The 15,900-nt window shown below is 51.7% G+C and carries 18 protein-coding genes, 1 tRNA gene and 1 other RNA gene; 5 read left to right on the forward strand and 15 right to left on the reverse strand.

Going from position 1 to position 15,900, the window contains the following annotated elements; translation table 11 throughout:
* Positions 1-34 precede the first annotated feature (34 nt).
* Positions 35-556, reverse strand: coding sequence for a hypothetical protein (locus KGI06_02000; protein MDE1870991.1), 522 nt, complete (start codon positions 554-556; stop codon positions 35-37).
* A 139-nt stretch (positions 557-695) separates the two neighbouring features.
* Here KGI06_02000 and ftsZ point away from each other — a divergent pair, with 139 nt between their 5' ends.
* On the forward strand, positions 696-1,736 hold the full coding sequence (gene ftsZ, locus KGI06_02005; GenBank protein ID MDE1870992.1) for a cell division protein FtsZ: 1,041 nt from the start codon (positions 696-698) through the stop codon (positions 1,734-1,736).
* Between the two features lie 7 nt (positions 1,737-1,743).
* Here ftsZ and KGI06_02010 read toward each other — a convergent pair whose 3' ends face one another.
* The 8 genes from KGI06_02010 to KGI06_02045 form a co-directional block, all read right to left on the reverse strand.
* Positions 1,744-4,053 carry a hypothetical protein gene (locus KGI06_02010; GenBank protein ID MDE1870993.1) on the reverse strand — a complete coding sequence of 770 codons (2,310 nt, stop codon included), beginning with the start codon at positions 4,051-4,053 and terminating at the stop codon, positions 1,744-1,746.
* Positions 4,054-4,104: 51 nt separating this feature from the next.
* The gene (locus tag KGI06_02015; protein MDE1870994.1) at positions 4,105-4,404 is read right to left on the reverse strand and encodes a hypothetical protein; all 300 of its coding nucleotides are present in this window, start codon (positions 4,402-4,404) and stop codon (positions 4,105-4,107) included.
* A 14-nt stretch (positions 4,405-4,418) separates the two neighbouring features.
* Positions 4,419-4,670, reverse strand: a complete 252-nt coding sequence (locus KGI06_02020; protein MDE1870995.1) for a hypothetical protein — start codon at positions 4,668-4,670, stop codon at positions 4,419-4,421.
* A complete protein-coding gene (locus KGI06_02025; protein MDE1870996.1) occupies positions 4,670-4,837 on the reverse strand; it encodes a DUF1610 domain-containing protein in 168 nt (55 codons plus the stop codon). The genes KGI06_02020 and KGI06_02025 overlap by 1 nt, the downstream gene beginning before the upstream one ends.
* A 4-nt stretch (positions 4,838-4,841) precedes the next feature.
* A complete protein-coding gene (locus KGI06_02030; GenBank protein MDE1870997.1) occupies positions 4,842-6,662 on the reverse strand; it encodes a hypothetical protein in 1,821 nt (606 codons plus the stop codon).
* Positions 6,663-6,759: 97 nt separating this feature from the next.
* Positions 6,760-7,731: a hypothetical protein gene (locus KGI06_02035; protein ID MDE1870998.1), complete on the reverse strand. Its 972-nt coding sequence runs from the start codon at positions 7,729-7,731 to the stop codon at positions 6,760-6,762.
* Positions 7,732-7,775: 44 nt separating this feature from the next.
* Positions 7,776-8,762, reverse strand: coding sequence for a hypothetical protein (locus tag KGI06_02040; GenBank protein MDE1870999.1), 987 nt, complete (start codon positions 8,760-8,762; stop codon positions 7,776-7,778).
* 116 nt (positions 8,763-8,878) lie between these two features.
* Positions 8,879-9,028, reverse strand: coding sequence for a DUF5320 domain-containing protein (locus tag KGI06_02045; GenBank protein MDE1871000.1), 150 nt, complete (start codon positions 9,026-9,028; stop codon positions 8,879-8,881).
* Positions 9,029-9,128: 100 nt separating this feature from the next.
* On the opposite strand from KGI06_02045, the gene KGI06_02050 reads away from it, so the two are divergent.
* Positions 9,129-9,434, forward strand: coding sequence for a PadR family transcriptional regulator (locus tag KGI06_02050; GenBank protein MDE1871001.1), 306 nt, complete (start codon positions 9,129-9,131; stop codon positions 9,432-9,434).
* Between the two features lie 7 nt (positions 9,435-9,441).
* Here the strand turns inward: KGI06_02050 and KGI06_02055 are convergent, their stop codons facing one another.
* The 4 genes from KGI06_02055 to ffs form a co-directional block, all read right to left on the reverse strand.
* Positions 9,442-10,500 (reverse strand): CAP domain-containing protein, encoded by a 1,059-nt coding sequence (locus KGI06_02055; protein MDE1871002.1) that lies wholly within the window; start codon positions 10,498-10,500, stop codon positions 9,442-9,444.
* 111 nt (positions 10,501-10,611) lie between these two features.
* Positions 10,612-10,697: transfer RNA gene (locus tag KGI06_02060), tRNA-Ser, on the reverse strand.
* Positions 10,698-10,754: 57 nt separating this feature from the next.
* Entirely contained in the window at positions 10,755-11,258 is a 504-nt protein-coding gene (locus KGI06_02065) for a hypothetical protein (protein ID MDE1871003.1), read from the reverse strand.
* Positions 11,259-11,315: 57 nt separating this feature from the next.
* Positions 11,316-11,573, reverse strand: an RNA gene (ffs, locus tag KGI06_02070) — signal recognition particle sRNA large type.
* A gap of 145 nt (positions 11,574-11,718) precedes the next feature.
* Here ffs and KGI06_02075 point away from each other — a divergent pair.
* The 3 genes from KGI06_02075 (at position 11,719) to KGI06_02085 (ending at position 12,922) form a co-directional block, all read left to right on the forward strand.
* On the forward strand, positions 11,719-11,994 hold the full coding sequence (locus tag KGI06_02075; protein ID MDE1871004.1) for a hypothetical protein: 276 nt from the start codon (positions 11,719-11,721) through the stop codon (positions 11,992-11,994).
* 185 nt (positions 11,995-12,179) lie between these two features.
* Entirely contained in the window at positions 12,180-12,593 is a 414-nt protein-coding gene (locus KGI06_02080; protein MDE1871005.1) for a translation initiation factor IF-2 subunit beta, read from the forward strand.
* Positions 12,594-12,643: 50 nt separating this feature from the next.
* Positions 12,644-12,922: a translation initiation factor IF-1A gene (locus KGI06_02085; protein ID MDE1871006.1), complete on the forward strand. Its 279-nt coding sequence runs from the start codon at positions 12,644-12,646 to the stop codon at positions 12,920-12,922.
* Between the two features lie 20 nt (positions 12,923-12,942).
* Here KGI06_02085 and KGI06_02090 read toward each other — a convergent pair whose 3' ends face one another.
* Positions 12,943-13,293, reverse strand: coding sequence for a hypothetical protein (locus KGI06_02090; protein ID MDE1871007.1), 351 nt, complete (start codon positions 13,291-13,293; stop codon positions 12,943-12,945).
* A gap of 97 nt (positions 13,294-13,390) precedes the next feature.
* The coding region (locus KGI06_02095) for a hypothetical protein (protein ID MDE1871008.1) at positions 13,391-15,900 on the reverse strand (2,510 nt) is incomplete at its 5' end.

The raw sequence follows: 15,900 nt of genomic DNA on the forward strand, positions 1-15,900 counted from the left end.
AATAACAAAAAAGAAAAAAGAAAAGGCTTCCTGATTACGAAGCCTTTATGTTTATTGTTGCGATTTCAGTATATTGGAGGGGCGCTCCCGGCTGTGTTGTCTTATACTGAGCCCATATTGCACCTGTTGCAGCTACTCCAACGCTTACTGGCGTATTTACGACGTCATTCGCAGATAGGGATATTGTTTGCGTCTGGCCGCTCAATAATCCTGTCGGCGTATTGACCGCTATCGGTGCATTGAATGGTACGCTAGGCACTCCTCCAGCATCCGTAGGCGTACCCTGCGGTACGAACGTGAAGTTGGCTTTTGCCCAGTTCTGCCCTGTGTTCTGGCCAACCTGCACCTGTATGTATCCGGTTGAGTGCACGTATACAGGGTTCTGGCACAGGAATCCGGACTGCGCAATGCAGGCGTTTCCTAGCAATGATGAGCCGCTAAACACTCCGAGAGAGAATAGTGCTCCAAGCACTACCGCTATTATCAAAATTGCCCAACCATAAGTCATCAGGTACTCCATGGCGCTTTGGGCCTTTCGCTGTGTGGAAGGTAACATATATTACACCTATGATTCATATTACAAAAGATATATTTAAAAATCTTACTGAAAGCGCTGACCATAATGCATCCGTAGACCTTTATGCGAATGCCAAACTTTTTAATAACTTATTCTGTATTATAATCTAAGTGGTATCATGAGCATCTTGGAAAGCGCACTCAACCAGCAGGCTTCAACCGATAGTATTTTCAGGGCGAAGATATCCGTTTGCGGGATAGGCGGAGGGGGATCCAATACCGTCCAGAGGATGAGCAAGCTCAACATAGTTGGCGCAGATCTTGTCGCCATAAACACTGACGGCAAGCACCTCAACACGCTCAATCCCTCGGTAAAGAGGGTGCTCATAGGCGGAACCCTGACCAGGGGGCTCGGCGCTGGAGGCTTCCCGGAAATGGGCGCAAAGGCGGCGGAATACTCCAAGGGCGAGATAGAGAGGGTAATAGGGGGAAGCAATCTTTTGTTCATAACAGCAGGCATGGGAGGCGGAACAGGCACAGGTGCCGCGCCGGTAGTAGCCGGCATCGCAAAGGAGGGCGGCTCCCTCGTAGTCGGCATAGTCACGTACCCGTTCGCGCTTGAGAGGGTTAGGCTGAGGACCGCGAAAAAGGGCATAGAGGAGCTCAGCAGGAACTGCGACACGCTCATAGTGATAGACAACCAGAAGCTCGTCGAGGTATACAAGAACCTAGCGATAGACCAGGCGTTCAAGGTGGCCGACGAGGTAGCATCAAGGGCTGTAAAGGGGATAACTGAGACGATAAACAGGCCAGGGCTCGTAAACATAGACTTCGCGGACATAAGGACGATAATGAGGAACGGCGGCCTGGCCATGATAAGCATAGGCGAGGGAAGGGGCCCTGGGCGCGTAGACGAGGTGGTGCAGAGCACCCTCAGGAACAAGCTGCTGGATGTGGATTACGAGGGCACCACCGGGATAATGATATACATAGTGGGAGGGGACGACCTTACCTTGGGTGAGGTGAACCAGATAGCGGCGAAGCTCTCTGAGAATTCCGCGCCCAACGCGAACGTGATATGGGGCGCGAGGATAGAGCCCGAATACAACGGAAGGGTAGAGGTAATAGCGATATTCACGGGGGTCAAGAGCCCGCAGATACTTTCCGGCGCAGAATCCGCAAAGGAATCTGCTGATGATTTCGGGCTTGGTGGAATCTGACAGCATCTCAGGATTCGGCAATGGAAGTGTATTCGTTCTTGTCCTTGTTCCTCTCAAGGCTGTAGACCCTTGCTGAGGTTATGCCCTTCAGCGCGCTGTCGTGCGTTATTATGAATATCTGCTCCACTATGTTCGGCAGCTTGCTGCCCAGCACCTCTATGAACTTGTTTATTCCGTTTTCGTCTATGTTGTGGGTGGGCTCGTCCAGTATAAGCCACCTGAGGTTCGGGACTATGACCATCGCGAGCGCTATCCTCATCGTGAGGCATGCGATGCTCCGCTCGCCCCCGCTAGCTATGCCGTCCATCTCTATCCAGGACTTGCTGCCGTTGGCATCCTCCCCGGTGCACGCCTGCAGGAGGTAATCGTCCTTCCTTGCGTCCAGCTTTATCCCGATATAATCGCCGTACGGGTATAGCTCGGTCCAGATGTCCTGCATGAGCATGTTTATCGATGTGACCATGCTGTTCCTGAGCTGCGACTCTGTCTCCATGAGCGCTGTGCGGAACCTGTTCATGTTGCTTATCTGGATTCTTTTCTTCTCTATGCGCTCGCTTATCGCGTTTATGTTTGATATCTCCTTTGCCTTGTCGGCTATCTGCGCCTCCAGTCCCTTGATATAGCGCTCGTTGCCCTTAACCCTGCTGCTTATCTCGCTGAGGGAGGAACTGCCCCTGGTGATCATTTCCTGCAGCTCGTACAGCTTCTTCTCGTCGAATTTCAGTCCCTTCATTTCAACGGATAGCCTTTCGAGCGCGGCTGCCATCTCCTTTATCTCGCTCCTGTACTTCTCCGCCCTTGCAGCTGAATCCATTTTTACCTTGAGCTCGCCTATTTCCTTGTTCAGCCTTTCGCTCTCCTTCGCCAGCTTCTCAGCCTTTTCAACCATTCTTGAATGCTCCTCCCTGCCTTTCTTCGCCTTGGACGAATTCTCGGATATCAGCGCCTCGATGCCCTGGTAATCCGCTAGCTTTGCTAGCTCCAGCCTTGTCCTCTCGAGCTCTTTCCTTGATTCCGAGATGCTTGCAGTGGCATCCTTTGCCGCGGCTTCCAGTTTCTTCATCGCAGAGTCGATGTCCTTCAGGGCTGCGTTCTTCTGGTCAAGCAGCGCCTTCCTGGTTTTTTCATCGAGCTCCCTCTCGCACACCGGGCATTTGCTTATGTGCTCCGCCAGCTCCTTGGCCCATTTCCTTATGTCGTCCTTTCTCCCTGCAAGCGACGATATCTCCCTGTTCGACTCCTGCAGGTGCGATTCCTCCTCCCTCAGCGCGCTTTCCATGCTTTCGAGTGCCTTGCCCTTCACGGATTCCGAGAGCCTTGCCTTCTCAAGCGCCTTCTTCTCGTTTATCCCCACTATGGCATCAGCATCAGCTACCATCTTGAGCAGCTCAGACTCCTCCTTCCTGGTTTTCCTTATTTCCGAATCGCGCGACTCGAGCTCCTTCTGCCTTGCCTTCAGCTCGGAGCCTATGTCCCCTGCCTCGATTCCCATCGACTCTATCTTCTTCAGCTCCCTTCCCAGCGCATCGATCTTCCCGGACATTCCGGCGCTCTCCCTTTCAAGCTCCTTGCTCTTCTCGTATTTTGATTTTATTTCGGAGAGATCCGATGAAAGCCTCTTCAGCTCCGACTCCTTTTCCCTTGCCAGCCTTGAGAGCTCCTTCTGCTCCTCCGAGAGCGCGCCCTTTTCCGCTGCCAGCCTCTCGAGCTGGACCTTCAGCCCCTTCATGTCCGATTGCGCGAGGATCTTCTCGTCTTCCGAGACTATGTACTTCATGCTGTTGATGAGCGATACCGAATTTTCCTCGGCCTTGGCGAAGCTGTCAAGCCCGAGCATCTGGTCTATCTGCCTCTTCCTGTCCCCCTTGGTGAGCTCAAGGAAATAGTCTATCCCGTTCTGCTCTGCGTATATCGCCCTGGAGAATGTGTCGTAATCGGTCTTTATTATGCCCTCCACTTCCTCGTTTACCCTGCCTGGCTGGGTTTGCAGGTACTCGCTGTTCTTCTCAAGCCTTGCGGACGTGCTGCCTCCGCGCTTTATCTTCCTCGTTACGGAGTACTCGTCATTCCCTATCGTGAAGGTTATCCTCACTTCCGCATTCTCCTCGATTGACGGCCTGTCCGATATGAGGTTGTCTATGGTAGTCCTCTTGTGGTTAAGGGACGGGAATGTCCCGAAGAGACCGAATGATATTCCGTCTATCACTGAGCTTTTCCCGGCGCCCATGACCCCCACGAGCACATTGACCCCTTTCTGGAAGTTCATGTGCGTGCGCTTGTGCGTTTTCCAGTTGACAAGTTCTATCGACTTTATCATTGCTTCACTAGCGTTTCAGGGCTGCGCAAATAAGCCAAACACGCAGCGGATTCATAGCAATCCGTGATGGTAAAATCTGTGCATGTTGTCCATTGCAGCTTCCTTTATTGCGGGAATCTCGCTCTTTGATTCCACGATCTCGTCCAGCAGCTTTATCGGCGTGGCGTCGCTGCATGCGATCTTCGCCCTGACTTCCGAGCTTGAATTCAGGTACAGTTCCCGAAGCTCTTTGTAAGGCGAGGATATTGCTTCAGACAGCTGCCTGTCCCTCCTGAGGAGATCCGGATACGGATTTATGCTCTCGCTCTCCTTTCCGTTATGCCTCGTTACAGTGTTCATGTTGCTTATCATTCAACCACCCAGCATCATAGCAGCCCTTCCTCCATTACCTCTATTTCCCCGACGCCCTTGACTGCCCTCAGCTTTTCCTCTATCTTTGACGAGCTGGTCTCGGAATCGTCGAACTTGAACATCGCCTTGACGACCTTTATCCCGAACGCCACGTCATCGATTTGCATGCCTGCAGGGCTAGTATCCCTTTTAACCGCGTCGGCCAGCGCCTCGGCTGAAACCCCCTCCTTGGGGTAGACCTTGAACAGCACCGCTACCTTCGACATCACGGTCCCTCAAATCCGCAAACCTCACACCTGTAGAGGTTCGTTATCTCCCTGCAGTGCTCGTCCCTTATTATGTTGCCCTTCCCACAGTTGGGGCATTTGAATTCCGTGTATTCGTGCGTGAGGTGCCCGCATGAGCTGCACCTCTTTCCTGGCAATATTCCCATTGTATCACTTCCTTGCTCTTGTCCGCCTTCTGCGGGCCCCTTGTGCCCTTTCAGGCCTTATCTTTCTCATTATCATTATTATCAGCGCCGTATTTATCATGAGCAGTATTATGACTACGATTATGAGCGAGTATATCAGCTCCTGGCTGTAGTTTATGTAGCTGATCATGCTCTCGTTGATGCCCTGCTGCGGCGGCCCCTGCGTAACCAGCAGGTTGCTTGTTATCGTATTGGTGTCGTTGCTTATCTGCTGCGCTAGCAGCGCAGCGGAATAGCCGGATACAGCATAGGCCTTGCCTGTTGTGGAGTTTGAGGACGCCTGCGACTCCGCCACGTAGAACTGCGCCTCCTTTGCGAACTCCGTCGCCCAGACGCCGTTCGTGGAGTTGAGCGCTATGGACATGGTGAGGTTGTCGAGCTGCGCTGTTGAGAGCGATGAGTTGGATGATGCCGTCGCTATGGAATAGGCATAGTCAGCGTCAAGTATGGCAAGCGGGTAGTTTGACTGCGCATATGCCTGCTGCGCCGTAGCTAGGTATATGCTTGAGCCGAATGGAAGCGCCCTGCTTATCCTCGAGTATGCGATGGACCTCAGCGCCTCTGATGGAGCTACATACGTGCCCTGCTGCGCCGACTCGTTGTATACAAGGCTAGCAGCTGTGCACCAGCCGTTAGCCTGCGCGCCGAGGTAAAGCTCGTCCAGTATCTCATCGGATTCTATCTGCGATGAGTTGTAGCTTTGCAGCACCTGGTTTATGGTGTAGTTGCCCCATGCCTGCCTCAACTCTGCGTTTATCACGTAGTTGTAGTTCCTTGTGGTGAGGGGTGGCGGCGAAAGCGAGGAGCATGAGCCGTTTATCTTGTTGAGCAGCGAGAGCGCGCTCCCCCTGCTTGATGGATAGCCGTTGAAGTAGAATACGTTCACGTAGTCAAGGAACGCGAAGTCCGCTGATGTGTAGAGGTAGCCCTTCCTCGAGAGCGCGATGCTCTGGTTTAGCACCATCCCGAACTGCCTGCTTACGTTGGAGAAGTTGCTGTTGGAATTCAGGCTGTTTATCTCTCCCCTTGTAAGGTTGAACGTCGCGTTGAGCAGTTTCCTGAATATCGTGGTGTTGCAGGACGAGGTGCAGTTTATTGAGGCGTTGGGTACCGATTGGAGGTTGTAATTCCTGTAGAAGTTGTATGAGGTCTCGTTGGCTGCCCCGCTTATGCTGCCGTTGAATGCGAAATGCGCGGCCTGGGAGACGTTTGCGACTTGTACCAGAGGTATGCCGTAATTCGTCTGCACCAGCAGGTACAGCTCGTTCTCGGGATCGTTTTTCGGCACCTTCGGCACCAGCACCAAGCGCATGCTTGCGACCTTGGCCGCGCCGACCTTGTCGTACACTCCGCCTATCTCGCCTATGCTGCCGTTGCTCGCTATTGTTCCGGTCATCGTGAAGTCGCTCCTGAGCTGCCTGTTGTTGAATGCTGATACGGCGAGCAGCGCCATAGCCGCGCCTGCGCTCGGACCTGAGACGTTGTCCCCTGCGTCCTCTATCGTATAGGTGAAGTTGTAATTTGAGAAATTGTGGCCGGTGTAGTTGGAGGCGTAAATCGCGGCTGTGTATGCCGATTGTATCGTAGACGCGGCCACGTCTGCAGGGCCTAGTATCCTGACGCTCCCGTTGCCGTTTGTCACGACAACGCTTATGTTGGTAAGGCTGCCGGTGTTGTTGGCGAGTATCACTGCAGGCGCCCTTATGGACGCGGTTCCGACAACTGCGGCCGCTGCCTGGGAGAGCAAAAATCCCATCATTACAGCTACCATTATGTATTTCATCATCTGATCAGCGAATTAGCACTATAGATAAGGATTTAAGGTATAAAAACTTATCCGATTTGCAGGATATTTGCATTGTATACGTCTACAATGACGCTCATCACTTGAGGTTCTCGTATTTGGTTGCCTTGGGCCACAGGGTGCTGAATTTTGATTCGGCCTCGTGGTGGTTTATGCCAACGATGTGCTCGCTCTTCTTGTTTATGATGTTTATCGGGGGTATCTTGTAGGCTATGCTGTCGTCTAGTATGAGCCTCTCGTGCTGCTTCGCGGCCTCTGTCTGCTCCAGCACGCGCAGCTCGAAATCCACCCTCTTGTTTGAGAGCTCGTTCTTGAAATCGGTATAGGATTTCCCGAACTCCGCGCCAAGCCGCATCGAGCTGGTGAGGACCTGTATGCTCGTATACCTGTCCGCATGCCTTTCTATGAGCTGCATCAGGTTGTCCAGCGAATTCACGTCGAAATGCATGTCCAGTATCTTTATCGTGCCGTTCAGGCGACCCATGAGCCTTGTAGAGAGCATGCGCATGTTCGAGTAGGGCCTTTCCGGGTTTATGACTATAGTAGGCGCAATCCTCTTCTGCTGCGGAGATTGCCTGTAGTTGGAGCTGTAGAGCGAATACGAGCCGCCAGCAAGCGCCAGTGCGCCTGCCACGTACGCTATCGGAAAGGTGGAGAGCACGCTGCCGAAGCTGAAATCCAGCTCCAGTATCCCCACGAGTATCAGGTATATTATTGAGGATATTATCAGCATAGTAGCGGTCAGCTTGGAGTACTGCCTAGAGAACAGCCACAGCGTGCCTATCGCGAATATAAGCACGGCGAAGGGCAGCAGCACGTATGTAAGGTTTAGCGCAAGCGCAAGCGTTGTTGTCTGAGATATGGAGCCTATAAGGGCCTCGGCAGCGGTATGGTTCGTGATGTTGTATGCTGTTATGGTCCTTGATATGCCAGAGTATACGCCTATGGAATATGAGAGTCTCTGCATGTAGTAGAACGAATATAGCAGGGCTATGAATCCCCCAATGATCACTATCGCCTGGCTCAAGCCCAGCCTGTTCTCCCTGGCCATTCATCCACGGTATATAATTGCAAACGCACGCTTAATAATTTTGTTCATAGGTGCACCAACAGCAGGTACACCAGCAATGAAACGGATATGCCGAGGAGCAGCGGGGGTATTGCGGGAAGCGCCCTCTTGTATTTCCTTAATATCAGCATTGTTGCGATGAGGCCGAATACCGCGCCGATGGCAACCACGAAGCTGAGCACGAAATTGAGGTTAATCTTGTATGCGGCTATGGCGAGCATGAGGGGCATTGCAAGGTCGCCTGTGCCTAGCGCCGTCCTGGCCATGAACGGGACCATGCCCTTCTCAGAAAGGCTCTTTGTCATAGTGTTGCCCTGGCCTTTGGCCTCTTTTTTCGTGTCCTCGTATTCCTTCCTCTGGGACCTGCTGAGCTGAGCCACAGGGAAGGCCTCCACTTCGTTAACCATTATGAGGAACGACAGGTTCTTCTCAACCGCAAGGTTCCCCAGCGCTATCATGTGCTTGGTTATGAAAACCGCTATGAAATCGTAGGCTGCGAGTATCACCATGAACACCATAGCCGCCACGAAGCTGAAGCTGAGGCCGAGCACCAGTCCCACGCCTATGCTTGCTATCATGGCAGTAAGGTTCCTGAGGCGCGGCATCCTGTATTTTGCGAAGACCAGGACGAACGCAAGGACTGCAGCAATTGCCAACGATACGACGGATCCGTTGCCGTAAAGGTTGGAGAAGGCGGCGCCCTGCAGCGCCGATATTGATACAAGGAAGACTATGAAGGACGCAACGAACACCACCGCTCCCTCAAGAAGAAGGAATAGCTTGTCGCCCTTGTATATCTTGAATATGATTATCAGCACAACTGAGAATACAACTATATATGCGATGTAGAACAGCGCGTTAAGTGAGGATGACACTGTCTGGACCCCCTGCACCTGCACGTATGACGTGCCCGTAAATACTTGCGTAGCGAGAAGCAGGCCGGTGAACTGGACGAGCATGAACATCGCCACTATCTGGATAAGCTGCCTGTATTCAACAACGCGCAACGCCATTCCACCAACTATTTACAATGTATAGATATGTCTGCATCTATACTTTATTAAGCGTTGAGTTGCCGCGGGTAACACCGCGGGTCAAAAGCAATCCAAAAAAAGAAAAGAAGAGGAAACTAGTTCCCCTTTTCTAGCTCCTTTATCCTCTCGGAAACGCCCTTTGCCTCATTTTCCAGCGATTCCTTGTATTCCTTGAGGAGCTCTATGCGTTCCTCCTTCGTGAGGAACCCCCTGAACCCGTACCCGTATCCGCATTGTCCATGCATTTCATACACCATATATCGGATGTCCGATATATGATGATATATAGGAAACGAATAAATATTTAAATATATATGATGTCCTATGTTTATTGCAGGGATACTCATGCACGATTATGGATGCGACATGCGCGGGCTTCTATCCTTCCAGATACTGTTCCTGCTCTCCAAAAGGCCGATGCACGGGGAGGAGATAGCCCAGGAGATAAAAAGGAGGAGGGGGGAGAAGCCCAAGGCTGGTACCATATACCCGGCATTGAAGGAGCTGAGCTCCAAGGGGCTGATACATGGAAGGAAGGAGGGCAAGACAGTGGTATACTCGATAACAGCTGATGGGAGGGAGTCGCTGAGGCGCGCTATGAGGTACTTCCTGCGTTCTTTCGGCGACATGCTGATAGGCAGGAGTAAATAGTCTATCCCTAGACTTTGGATGGCTGGTACACGTTGCCGTTCTGGTCGACGAATATAGTATATGTTGAGCCTATGAAGCTGTTGTTTGCGGATGTGCCGTTGAGCCAGATGGAAACCGTGTATTCACCTGGGCCGTTGTCCTTGATGAGCTTGTTCATGTTGAACGAAACCAGGAAATCGTTGCCCTTTATGTAATACGTATCCGCAACTATTGTTGTAAGCGAGGGATAGTAGTCAACCGGGCTGCTTACTATTCCAGCAACAGGCTGCCCGTATCCGTATTCGGACGTCTGATCCAGCTGGGACTGCGACATGTTGAGCAGCGGCTGGTCGTAGCTCACCTCTATCGTTGAGAGCGAGTACCCGGGGGTTATCCCGCCTTCAAACACCATCTGGTCGTTGTTGTTGATTGACGGGGTGCTGTTGAGCCACGTTATGTAGTTGTTTATGAAGTCCTCCACGAAATAAACAGTTGTGCTGTTGTATGCTATCCCTATCGACACCTGGTTGTGGTTGGGATCGAGTATGTTGTCCCTGTGGCCGTTGTTGCAGCAGGCAGAATCGTTGTACACCATATTGTACTCCATCTGCGACAATGAGGATGTCACGTTTAGGTTCCCGTAGCTTGTGCACAGCGTTCCAAGGCAGGCCTTTACCCCTGACTTCGTATATGCGACGTTCTCCTGCACGGAGCCCAGGCCGCCTACAAGCGTATAGCGCATGTATGGCTTCATGCCGTATATGTCCCAATGGCTGAAGTACCCGTACCGCAGCATGCTGGCAGCGTGCTGCTGCGCTGAAGATATGGGAGAGAGGGTCACGTTCTTGAGCCCGTGCGAGGACCTGTCCTTGTTTATGAGCTCAAGGGCGTAGTTCACGGCTGGCCCGGAACTTACAGTATGGTTTGACTGGTTTGTGCTTACGTTAGGAAAGCTGTAGTTGGAGCCGAGGTGCGCGTTGGATATCAGCGATCCTGCAAGGTGTATCGCGGCAATTATCTTGGGATAAAATACGACCACGAGCAGCACGATCACTATCAGCAGCAATATTCCTGTAATTACTCCCATGTATTCCACTAGTTGCGAATTTCAAAATCTATATGCAATGATAAGCATATTTACATATTCTTTTTATTAGGTTTTGCTTAATGGCTCGGAAACGCGAATCCCTGTATGGAACGCTGGAGGTGGGAATCGAACCCACAGAAGCCATTTCTAGCTAAACAGCTTAGCAGGCTGCCGCCCTACCACTAGGCGACTCCAGCATCGTTGTATTATTGATTAAGAAGACTTTTAACTCATTAGGAAAGGCGCAACTGCTTTCATCCTTTTTCTTCAGCTCGCAGGAGTTGGGCGCATGCATTGCCGTTTCCGCCAGGGAAATATATCGTGCTTTTTACCATATCGCAAGGCTCAGTGGCAAAATCGATATGAATATATGTTATGTTTCCGTCGCTGGCTGCCTTGACCGTCAAGTGCGGCGGATTTTTACCGGATGTCACGTATATCTTCCTGTTGGGCGGCAGGCTGATCCAGTCCCCGCCGGTTATTTTGGCTAGGTCGCCGTTTTCATCGATTGTGCAGTGCCCTGATATCCCGTTTTTCAGGCCGCCTGCCAGCCAGTAGCCCGTGCCTTTCAGCCTTTCCGCCTGAGCGCAATCCTGCTTGAGCAGGTTGAGTATTTCGAGCGGCTCGAATATCCTTCCGTCAGCCCTGCATAATGCGCGGTTGTTCGCGGAAATTTCGATAATGCCAACTTTCGGATCGTTTTGCATGGAATCAGCCTTGGTACCAGGCTTGCTACCAATCGATAATGCGCTAGGCATCTTACCACACCATTTTTCTGAATCGGCCAATATAAATATCTTCGCTTCCCGTCAGTGGCAGAAAGCTGGCTCTGCATTACCTGCACGAGGCAAGTTTGCTGCACCTCGGCTCAATCCTGTATCTTAAGAGCATAGCCTAAATATGCTTAAGGTTGCTCCTTCCGGCCTGGCCTGGTTCACATACCAGGCTATCACCTAAGGCAAAATCTCAACGCCTTGGTGCAGGCTTGCAGCGCACCGGTAGCACTCGGCCAGCATTGGCCCGCCCAAAAGGGATTTGCGGATGGGAAACCCTTAGCTTCCCGCCTTATCTGCCAATGATAAATGAATTGCCACATATTAAATTGTTTCTCTAGAGCAGCTTTATGCCGCTAAACGCGGTTTTGCGGCCTTGCCGCCAGAGTGATAACTTTAAATACTTAACGAGAACTTATTAGAATAGGCTAAATAGGTGCAAGATATGGCTAAGAGTCAAAAAACAAGTCAGAGGAACAGGACCAATCCCGTTCTATACATTTTGGCAGGAATAGGGGCTATAGTAGTGATAGCTTTGGCATTGAGCTTGGTTTCGGAAACCGCAAAGCTTATCGTAATATCAAGCGTTAGTCAGCTCAGCGGGGCCGAGTCGCTGGCTGCAGCAGTCATAGGAGGGGTTGTATCGCTTGAGTTCCTCGTTGCGGTCATAGTGATTTTCGCGCTGGTAATAATCGCGGTCAGGCAGCTTCGCAAGTCCTGAGATACCAGCATGTTTCCCGTATGCGCCGATTGCCTTTTTACGGGCGCATAGCGGCAGTTCTGCTTATTTTTTCCCTTGAGCCTGCGTTTTTTGCCCGACAGATAGAGTTAAAAGCATTAATTGCGCTAAAATAATGAAGAAGTTGCAATGTATTTTCTACTTGCTGATTCTTACTGGTGTAACGATTGAGCGAAGAGGAATATAGGAAATTGCTTGACAGCGCCTTTGCGAGGCTTCCCGAGCTTACGGCAGACAGGGCGGACTTCGTGATACCGAAGCCTGACGTGCTTGCAGAGGGCACAAAGACGATAATAAGGAACATAGCAGCGATAGCTGATATGGCAAGGAGGGACCCGGCAGATATCGCGAGATACATAAGCAAGGAGTTTTCCGTGCCGGTGAACATAGAGGAGCAGAGGCTCATAATAAACGGGAGGTTCCCGGCCGATGACATATCAAGGAGGATAAACAAGTACTTCGAGATATACGTCATATGCAAGGAGTGCAAGAAGCCAGACACGCACCTCGAGCAGGCGGAGAAGGGAATGTACCTTATATGCGAGGCATGCGGTGCCAGGTACTGGGTTAAGAATTATTAGGTGTTTGAATAAGGAGAAAAGGAGGATATGACCAAAGGAGGGGCACGCCGATAGAGAGCGCCCTCAAGCTGCCGAAGCCCGGAGAGGTAATAGGAAAGGTGGCAAGGATTGCCGGAGCCACCAAGTTCTTCGTGAAATGCATAGATGACAAGGAGAGGCTGTGCGTCATACCGGGAAGGCTCAGGAGGGCTTTCTGGATAAAGACCGGCGACATAGTTATAGTAAAGCCATGGATAGTCCAGACTGACGAGAGAGGAGACATAGTCTGGAGATACAGCATGCTGGACATAAACAGGCTGAAGGAAAAGAACGTGCTGAAGGATCTGTGATTTATTCAGCTTTTTTACCTTTACTTATTCTGCCTTTTCGGGTTGAGCACTGAATTTGCCATATACGCAGCTGCTCCAAGTACCACAAACAGCCCGAATCCGGCTATTGCCACCTTTTCAAGCCCAGCTACGTTTTGCGGCGAGAATATGTTTGCAGACGTCGGCATGCTCGGTGCCATGGATTGCGGCCTTGCGTTAATCGCCGCGCTCTTCGCGCTGTACGAGGCGTTTCTGGTTGGATTGAAGTAGGTTTCGCTCGGGGCTGTCCTTAGCATGCCCGAGGGATCAGAATGATATGTAACTGCCGTAGGATTTGTCCTGAGGAGCCTTGCGTTTGCCCTCCTGAAACCCACTGCATGTGCGAATGCCATTAGTATCACTGTAAGTATATGCGAATCTAAAGTATTTATAGTTTCCCGTTTTTGCAGGTACTTCAAGGAAAGGTATGCCCATTCCGATACAAGGTTTTCATTTCCTCAGCTGTCCAGGGGATGGCGGATTATAGGGAGGCTGCTGCCCTCCGCCCTGCCTTTTCCTTGCCTCCTGCTCCTCCTTTTCCTCCTTCCTCTTTCTCATTATGAAGAATATCAGCAGTATCAGTATTATGATTATGAGGATGGCTATGATTATCGATGCCGCTACAGTGGTGCTGCTCGTTATGCTGCTTATGAACGGTATGAAGATCGTAGTCCTTAGCGTGGTGGTCCTTACGGTGGATATCGAGGTTGACGTGTTCGTCTGGTTCACCGGAGGTATCGTGGTGGTTACCGGGCACTGCGTTGCCGAGAAGTTGAGCCTTATCGTCTGTATTATCGGCAGGTATGATATGTTGACAAGCTCGACGTAGAAGTAGGGCCCTACGTTGTCTAGAAGCGTCTTGTTGTTTAGGTAGAGGGCGTACTGCCTGTTGTTTATCGTGATACCAGCATATATTGGCGTTATGTAGTTTTCCGTAACGTTTATCTGGGTCTTGCAGAGGTTGACGCTGAATGTTGCATACTGCGTTATGTTCGTTGCAGTGCAGTATAGGCCTCCGTTCTGCCTGCATTCCACCGATGGCGCATAGCCTCCTCCGCCGCCTCCTGCTCCGCCGCCACCGCCCGTGCCGCCTCCTCCTCCGCCTCCGCCGGATATTGTCGTGGTGGATACCGTTGACGTGACGCAGTTAATCCCAGGTATGCATATCGTCGTAGTGGAGCTTGTGGACATGGATGACGTGGACGGGGCGCATACGAACCCTATCGGGCAGATTGTCGAGGTTGTTGTAGTGCCTGTAGTTGTCGATGAGGCTGTCGTTGAGGAGAGCAGCGTGGACGTGGAGGACTTCTGGGTCGAGGTTATGATGGTGCTCGTGGTGTTGGCGGTTGTAGTGCTTGTTGTGGGCTTAATCGTGGTTGAGGATGTGGTTGTGTTCAGGGTTGTGCTGGTCGATGAGGTGGATCCGTGCGCAGGGGATGTTACTATTGCAGGGGTTGAGTTGTCGGAAATCGAGTTCTGCGGGTCGGCGCTGTCTATGACCTCTACCTTGTAGGTGTAGTTGCCAGTCGGCGTAGCCGTGGTCGAGAAGCAGTACAGGCTCTCGCCAGGTATTACAGGCCCTGCGGTTGCAAGGCACTCGACTACCGATGCTGGAGTATAGACCTTGCTGCCGTTGTAGGCCACGAGCCACAGGTAGGTGTACGGAGGCGTTCCGTTCAACGGGCTCGGCATTGTATCCGTTGCTATGAGCAGCTGCTGGCCCTGGATTATCGGCGAGTTGACGACTGTCGGCGTTGGTATGGGCACCAGGTGCGGGTTGACTTTTACGACAACGTAGCCTGATGTTGCCGTAAGTCCCTTTGCGTCCGTTGCCTTTATCTCGAAGTAGTATACTCCTGGCGGGGTTGATGTGTAGTTGGTTATGAAGCTGCAGTTTAGCGTTGTCGAAACCTTGCCGCATGTTGCGTTTGCGTTGGCTGTGGTGTATGTCCCTATCGGGTTGTTCACGCTGACTAGCCACTGGTAGGTGTATGGAGGCGTTCCGCCGCTTGCGCCTGCGTCGCTGATGTATGAGGGCTCGCCCTGGTCTATCAGCGTATTCACTGCGGTAGGATCTGCCACTGACAGCTGGCATGTGACTCCTGAGCAGATGGAGGTTGTCGGGGTTGACGAAGTGGTAAGCATTATGGACGATGTCGAGGATGTGGATGGGGTGCAGGTGAATCCTATCGGGCATACGGTTGTGGTTGTTGGTGCTATGGTGCTCGTGGATGTGGATGTGGACGTAGTTGATGGCACGCATGTTATGCCTGACGGGCAGATCGTGGTTGTTGTCGGGGCTATGGTGCTCGTGGATGTTGTGGTTGATGTGGATGATGGCGTGCAGGTGAATCCTGACGGGCAGATTGTGGTTGTCGGGGCTGATGTTGAAGACACCGTTGAGGATGATGTGGATGTCGTGGACGGGTTGCAGTTAATGCCTGTCGGGCAGATTGTCGTGGTTGTTGGTATTATGGTGCTCGTGGATGTGGATGTGGTTGAGTTGCATGTGCTGCCTGAAGGACATATGGTGGTTGTTGTGTAGGACGTGGAACTCGTCGTTGTGGACGTTGATGCTGTTGACGGGTTGCAGGTGAATCCTATCGGGCAGATGGATGTTGTCGGTATTGTCGTTGATGAGCTTGAGGATATTGACGTGGTTGTTGAAGACGTGCATGATATGCCAGGAGTGCAGATGGTCGTGGATGGTGATGAGGTTGTTGATGATGAAGTGGAAGTTGATGTCGTTGACGGCGGGCATGTGAATCCTATCGGGCAGATCGTAGTGGTTGTGTAGGAGGTGGTACCCTGTGGTATGGTGGTGGTTATGGACGTGGTTGATGCGGTCGTGGAGACTGACGTAGTAGTTGTCAGCGACGTGGAGGTGGTTGTAGGCACTGTTGTCAGTGCGGTTGTGGATGTTGAGGTGGTTGTCGCGTTGCATATGGTTCCGAACGGAC

This window comes from Candidatus Micrarchaeota archaeon (assembly GCA_028866575.1).
Taxonomy (GTDB): domain Archaea; phylum Micrarchaeota; class Micrarchaeia; order Micrarchaeales; family Micrarchaeaceae; genus UBA12276.

Excerpts from the sequence above, each read along its gene's own strand:
- KGI06_02010 (MDE1870993.1), bottom strand. The coding sequence starts at position 4,053 with ATGATAAAGTCGATAGAACTTGTCAACTGGAAAACGCACAAGCGCACG.
- KGI06_02015 (MDE1870994.1), bottom strand. The coding sequence starts at position 4,404 with ATGATAAGCAACATGAACACTGTAACGAGGCATAACGGAAAGGAGAGC.
- KGI06_02075 (MDE1871004.1), top strand. The coding sequence starts at position 11,719 with ATGGCTAAGAGTCAAAAAACAAGTCAGAGGAACAGGACCAATCCCGTT.
- KGI06_02045 (MDE1871000.1), bottom strand. The coding sequence starts at position 9,028 with ATGCATGGACAATGCGGATACGGGTACGGGTTCAGGGGGTTCCTCACG.
- KGI06_02020 (MDE1870995.1), bottom strand. The coding sequence starts at position 4,670 with ATGTCGAAGGTAGCGGTGCTGTTCAAGGTCTACCCCAAGGAGGGGGTT.
- KGI06_02055 (MDE1871002.1), bottom strand. The coding sequence starts at position 10,500 with ATGGGAGTAATTACAGGAATATTGCTGCTGATAGTGATCGTGCTGCTC.
- KGI06_02050 (MDE1871001.1), top strand. The coding sequence starts at position 9,129 with ATGCACGATTATGGATGCGACATGCGCGGGCTTCTATCCTTCCAGATA.
- KGI06_02035 (MDE1870998.1), bottom strand. The coding sequence starts at position 7,731 with ATGGCCAGGGAGAACAGGCTGGGCTTGAGCCAGGCGATAGTGATCATT.
- KGI06_02000 (MDE1870991.1), bottom strand. The coding sequence starts at position 556 with ATGTTACCTTCCACACAGCGAAAGGCCCAAAGCGCCATGGAGTACCTG.
- KGI06_02090 (MDE1871007.1), bottom strand. The coding sequence starts at position 13,293 with ATGGCATTCGCACATGCAGTGGGTTTCAGGAGGGCAAACGCAAGGCTC.
- KGI06_02025 (MDE1870996.1), bottom strand. The coding sequence starts at position 4,837 with ATGGGAATATTGCCAGGAAAGAGGTGCAGCTCATGCGGGCACCTCACG.
- KGI06_02030 (MDE1870997.1), bottom strand. The coding sequence starts at position 6,662 with ATGATGAAATACATAATGGTAGCTGTAATGATGGGATTTTTGCTCTCC.
- ftsZ (MDE1870992.1), top strand. The coding sequence starts at position 696 with ATGAGCATCTTGGAAAGCGCACTCAACCAGCAGGCTTCAACCGATAGT.
- KGI06_02065 (MDE1871003.1), bottom strand. The coding sequence starts at position 11,258 with ATGCCTAGCGCATTATCGATTGGTAGCAAGCCTGGTACCAAGGCTGAT.
- KGI06_02040 (MDE1870999.1), bottom strand. The coding sequence starts at position 8,762 with ATGGCGTTGCGCGTTGTTGAATACAGGCAGCTTATCCAGATAGTGGCG.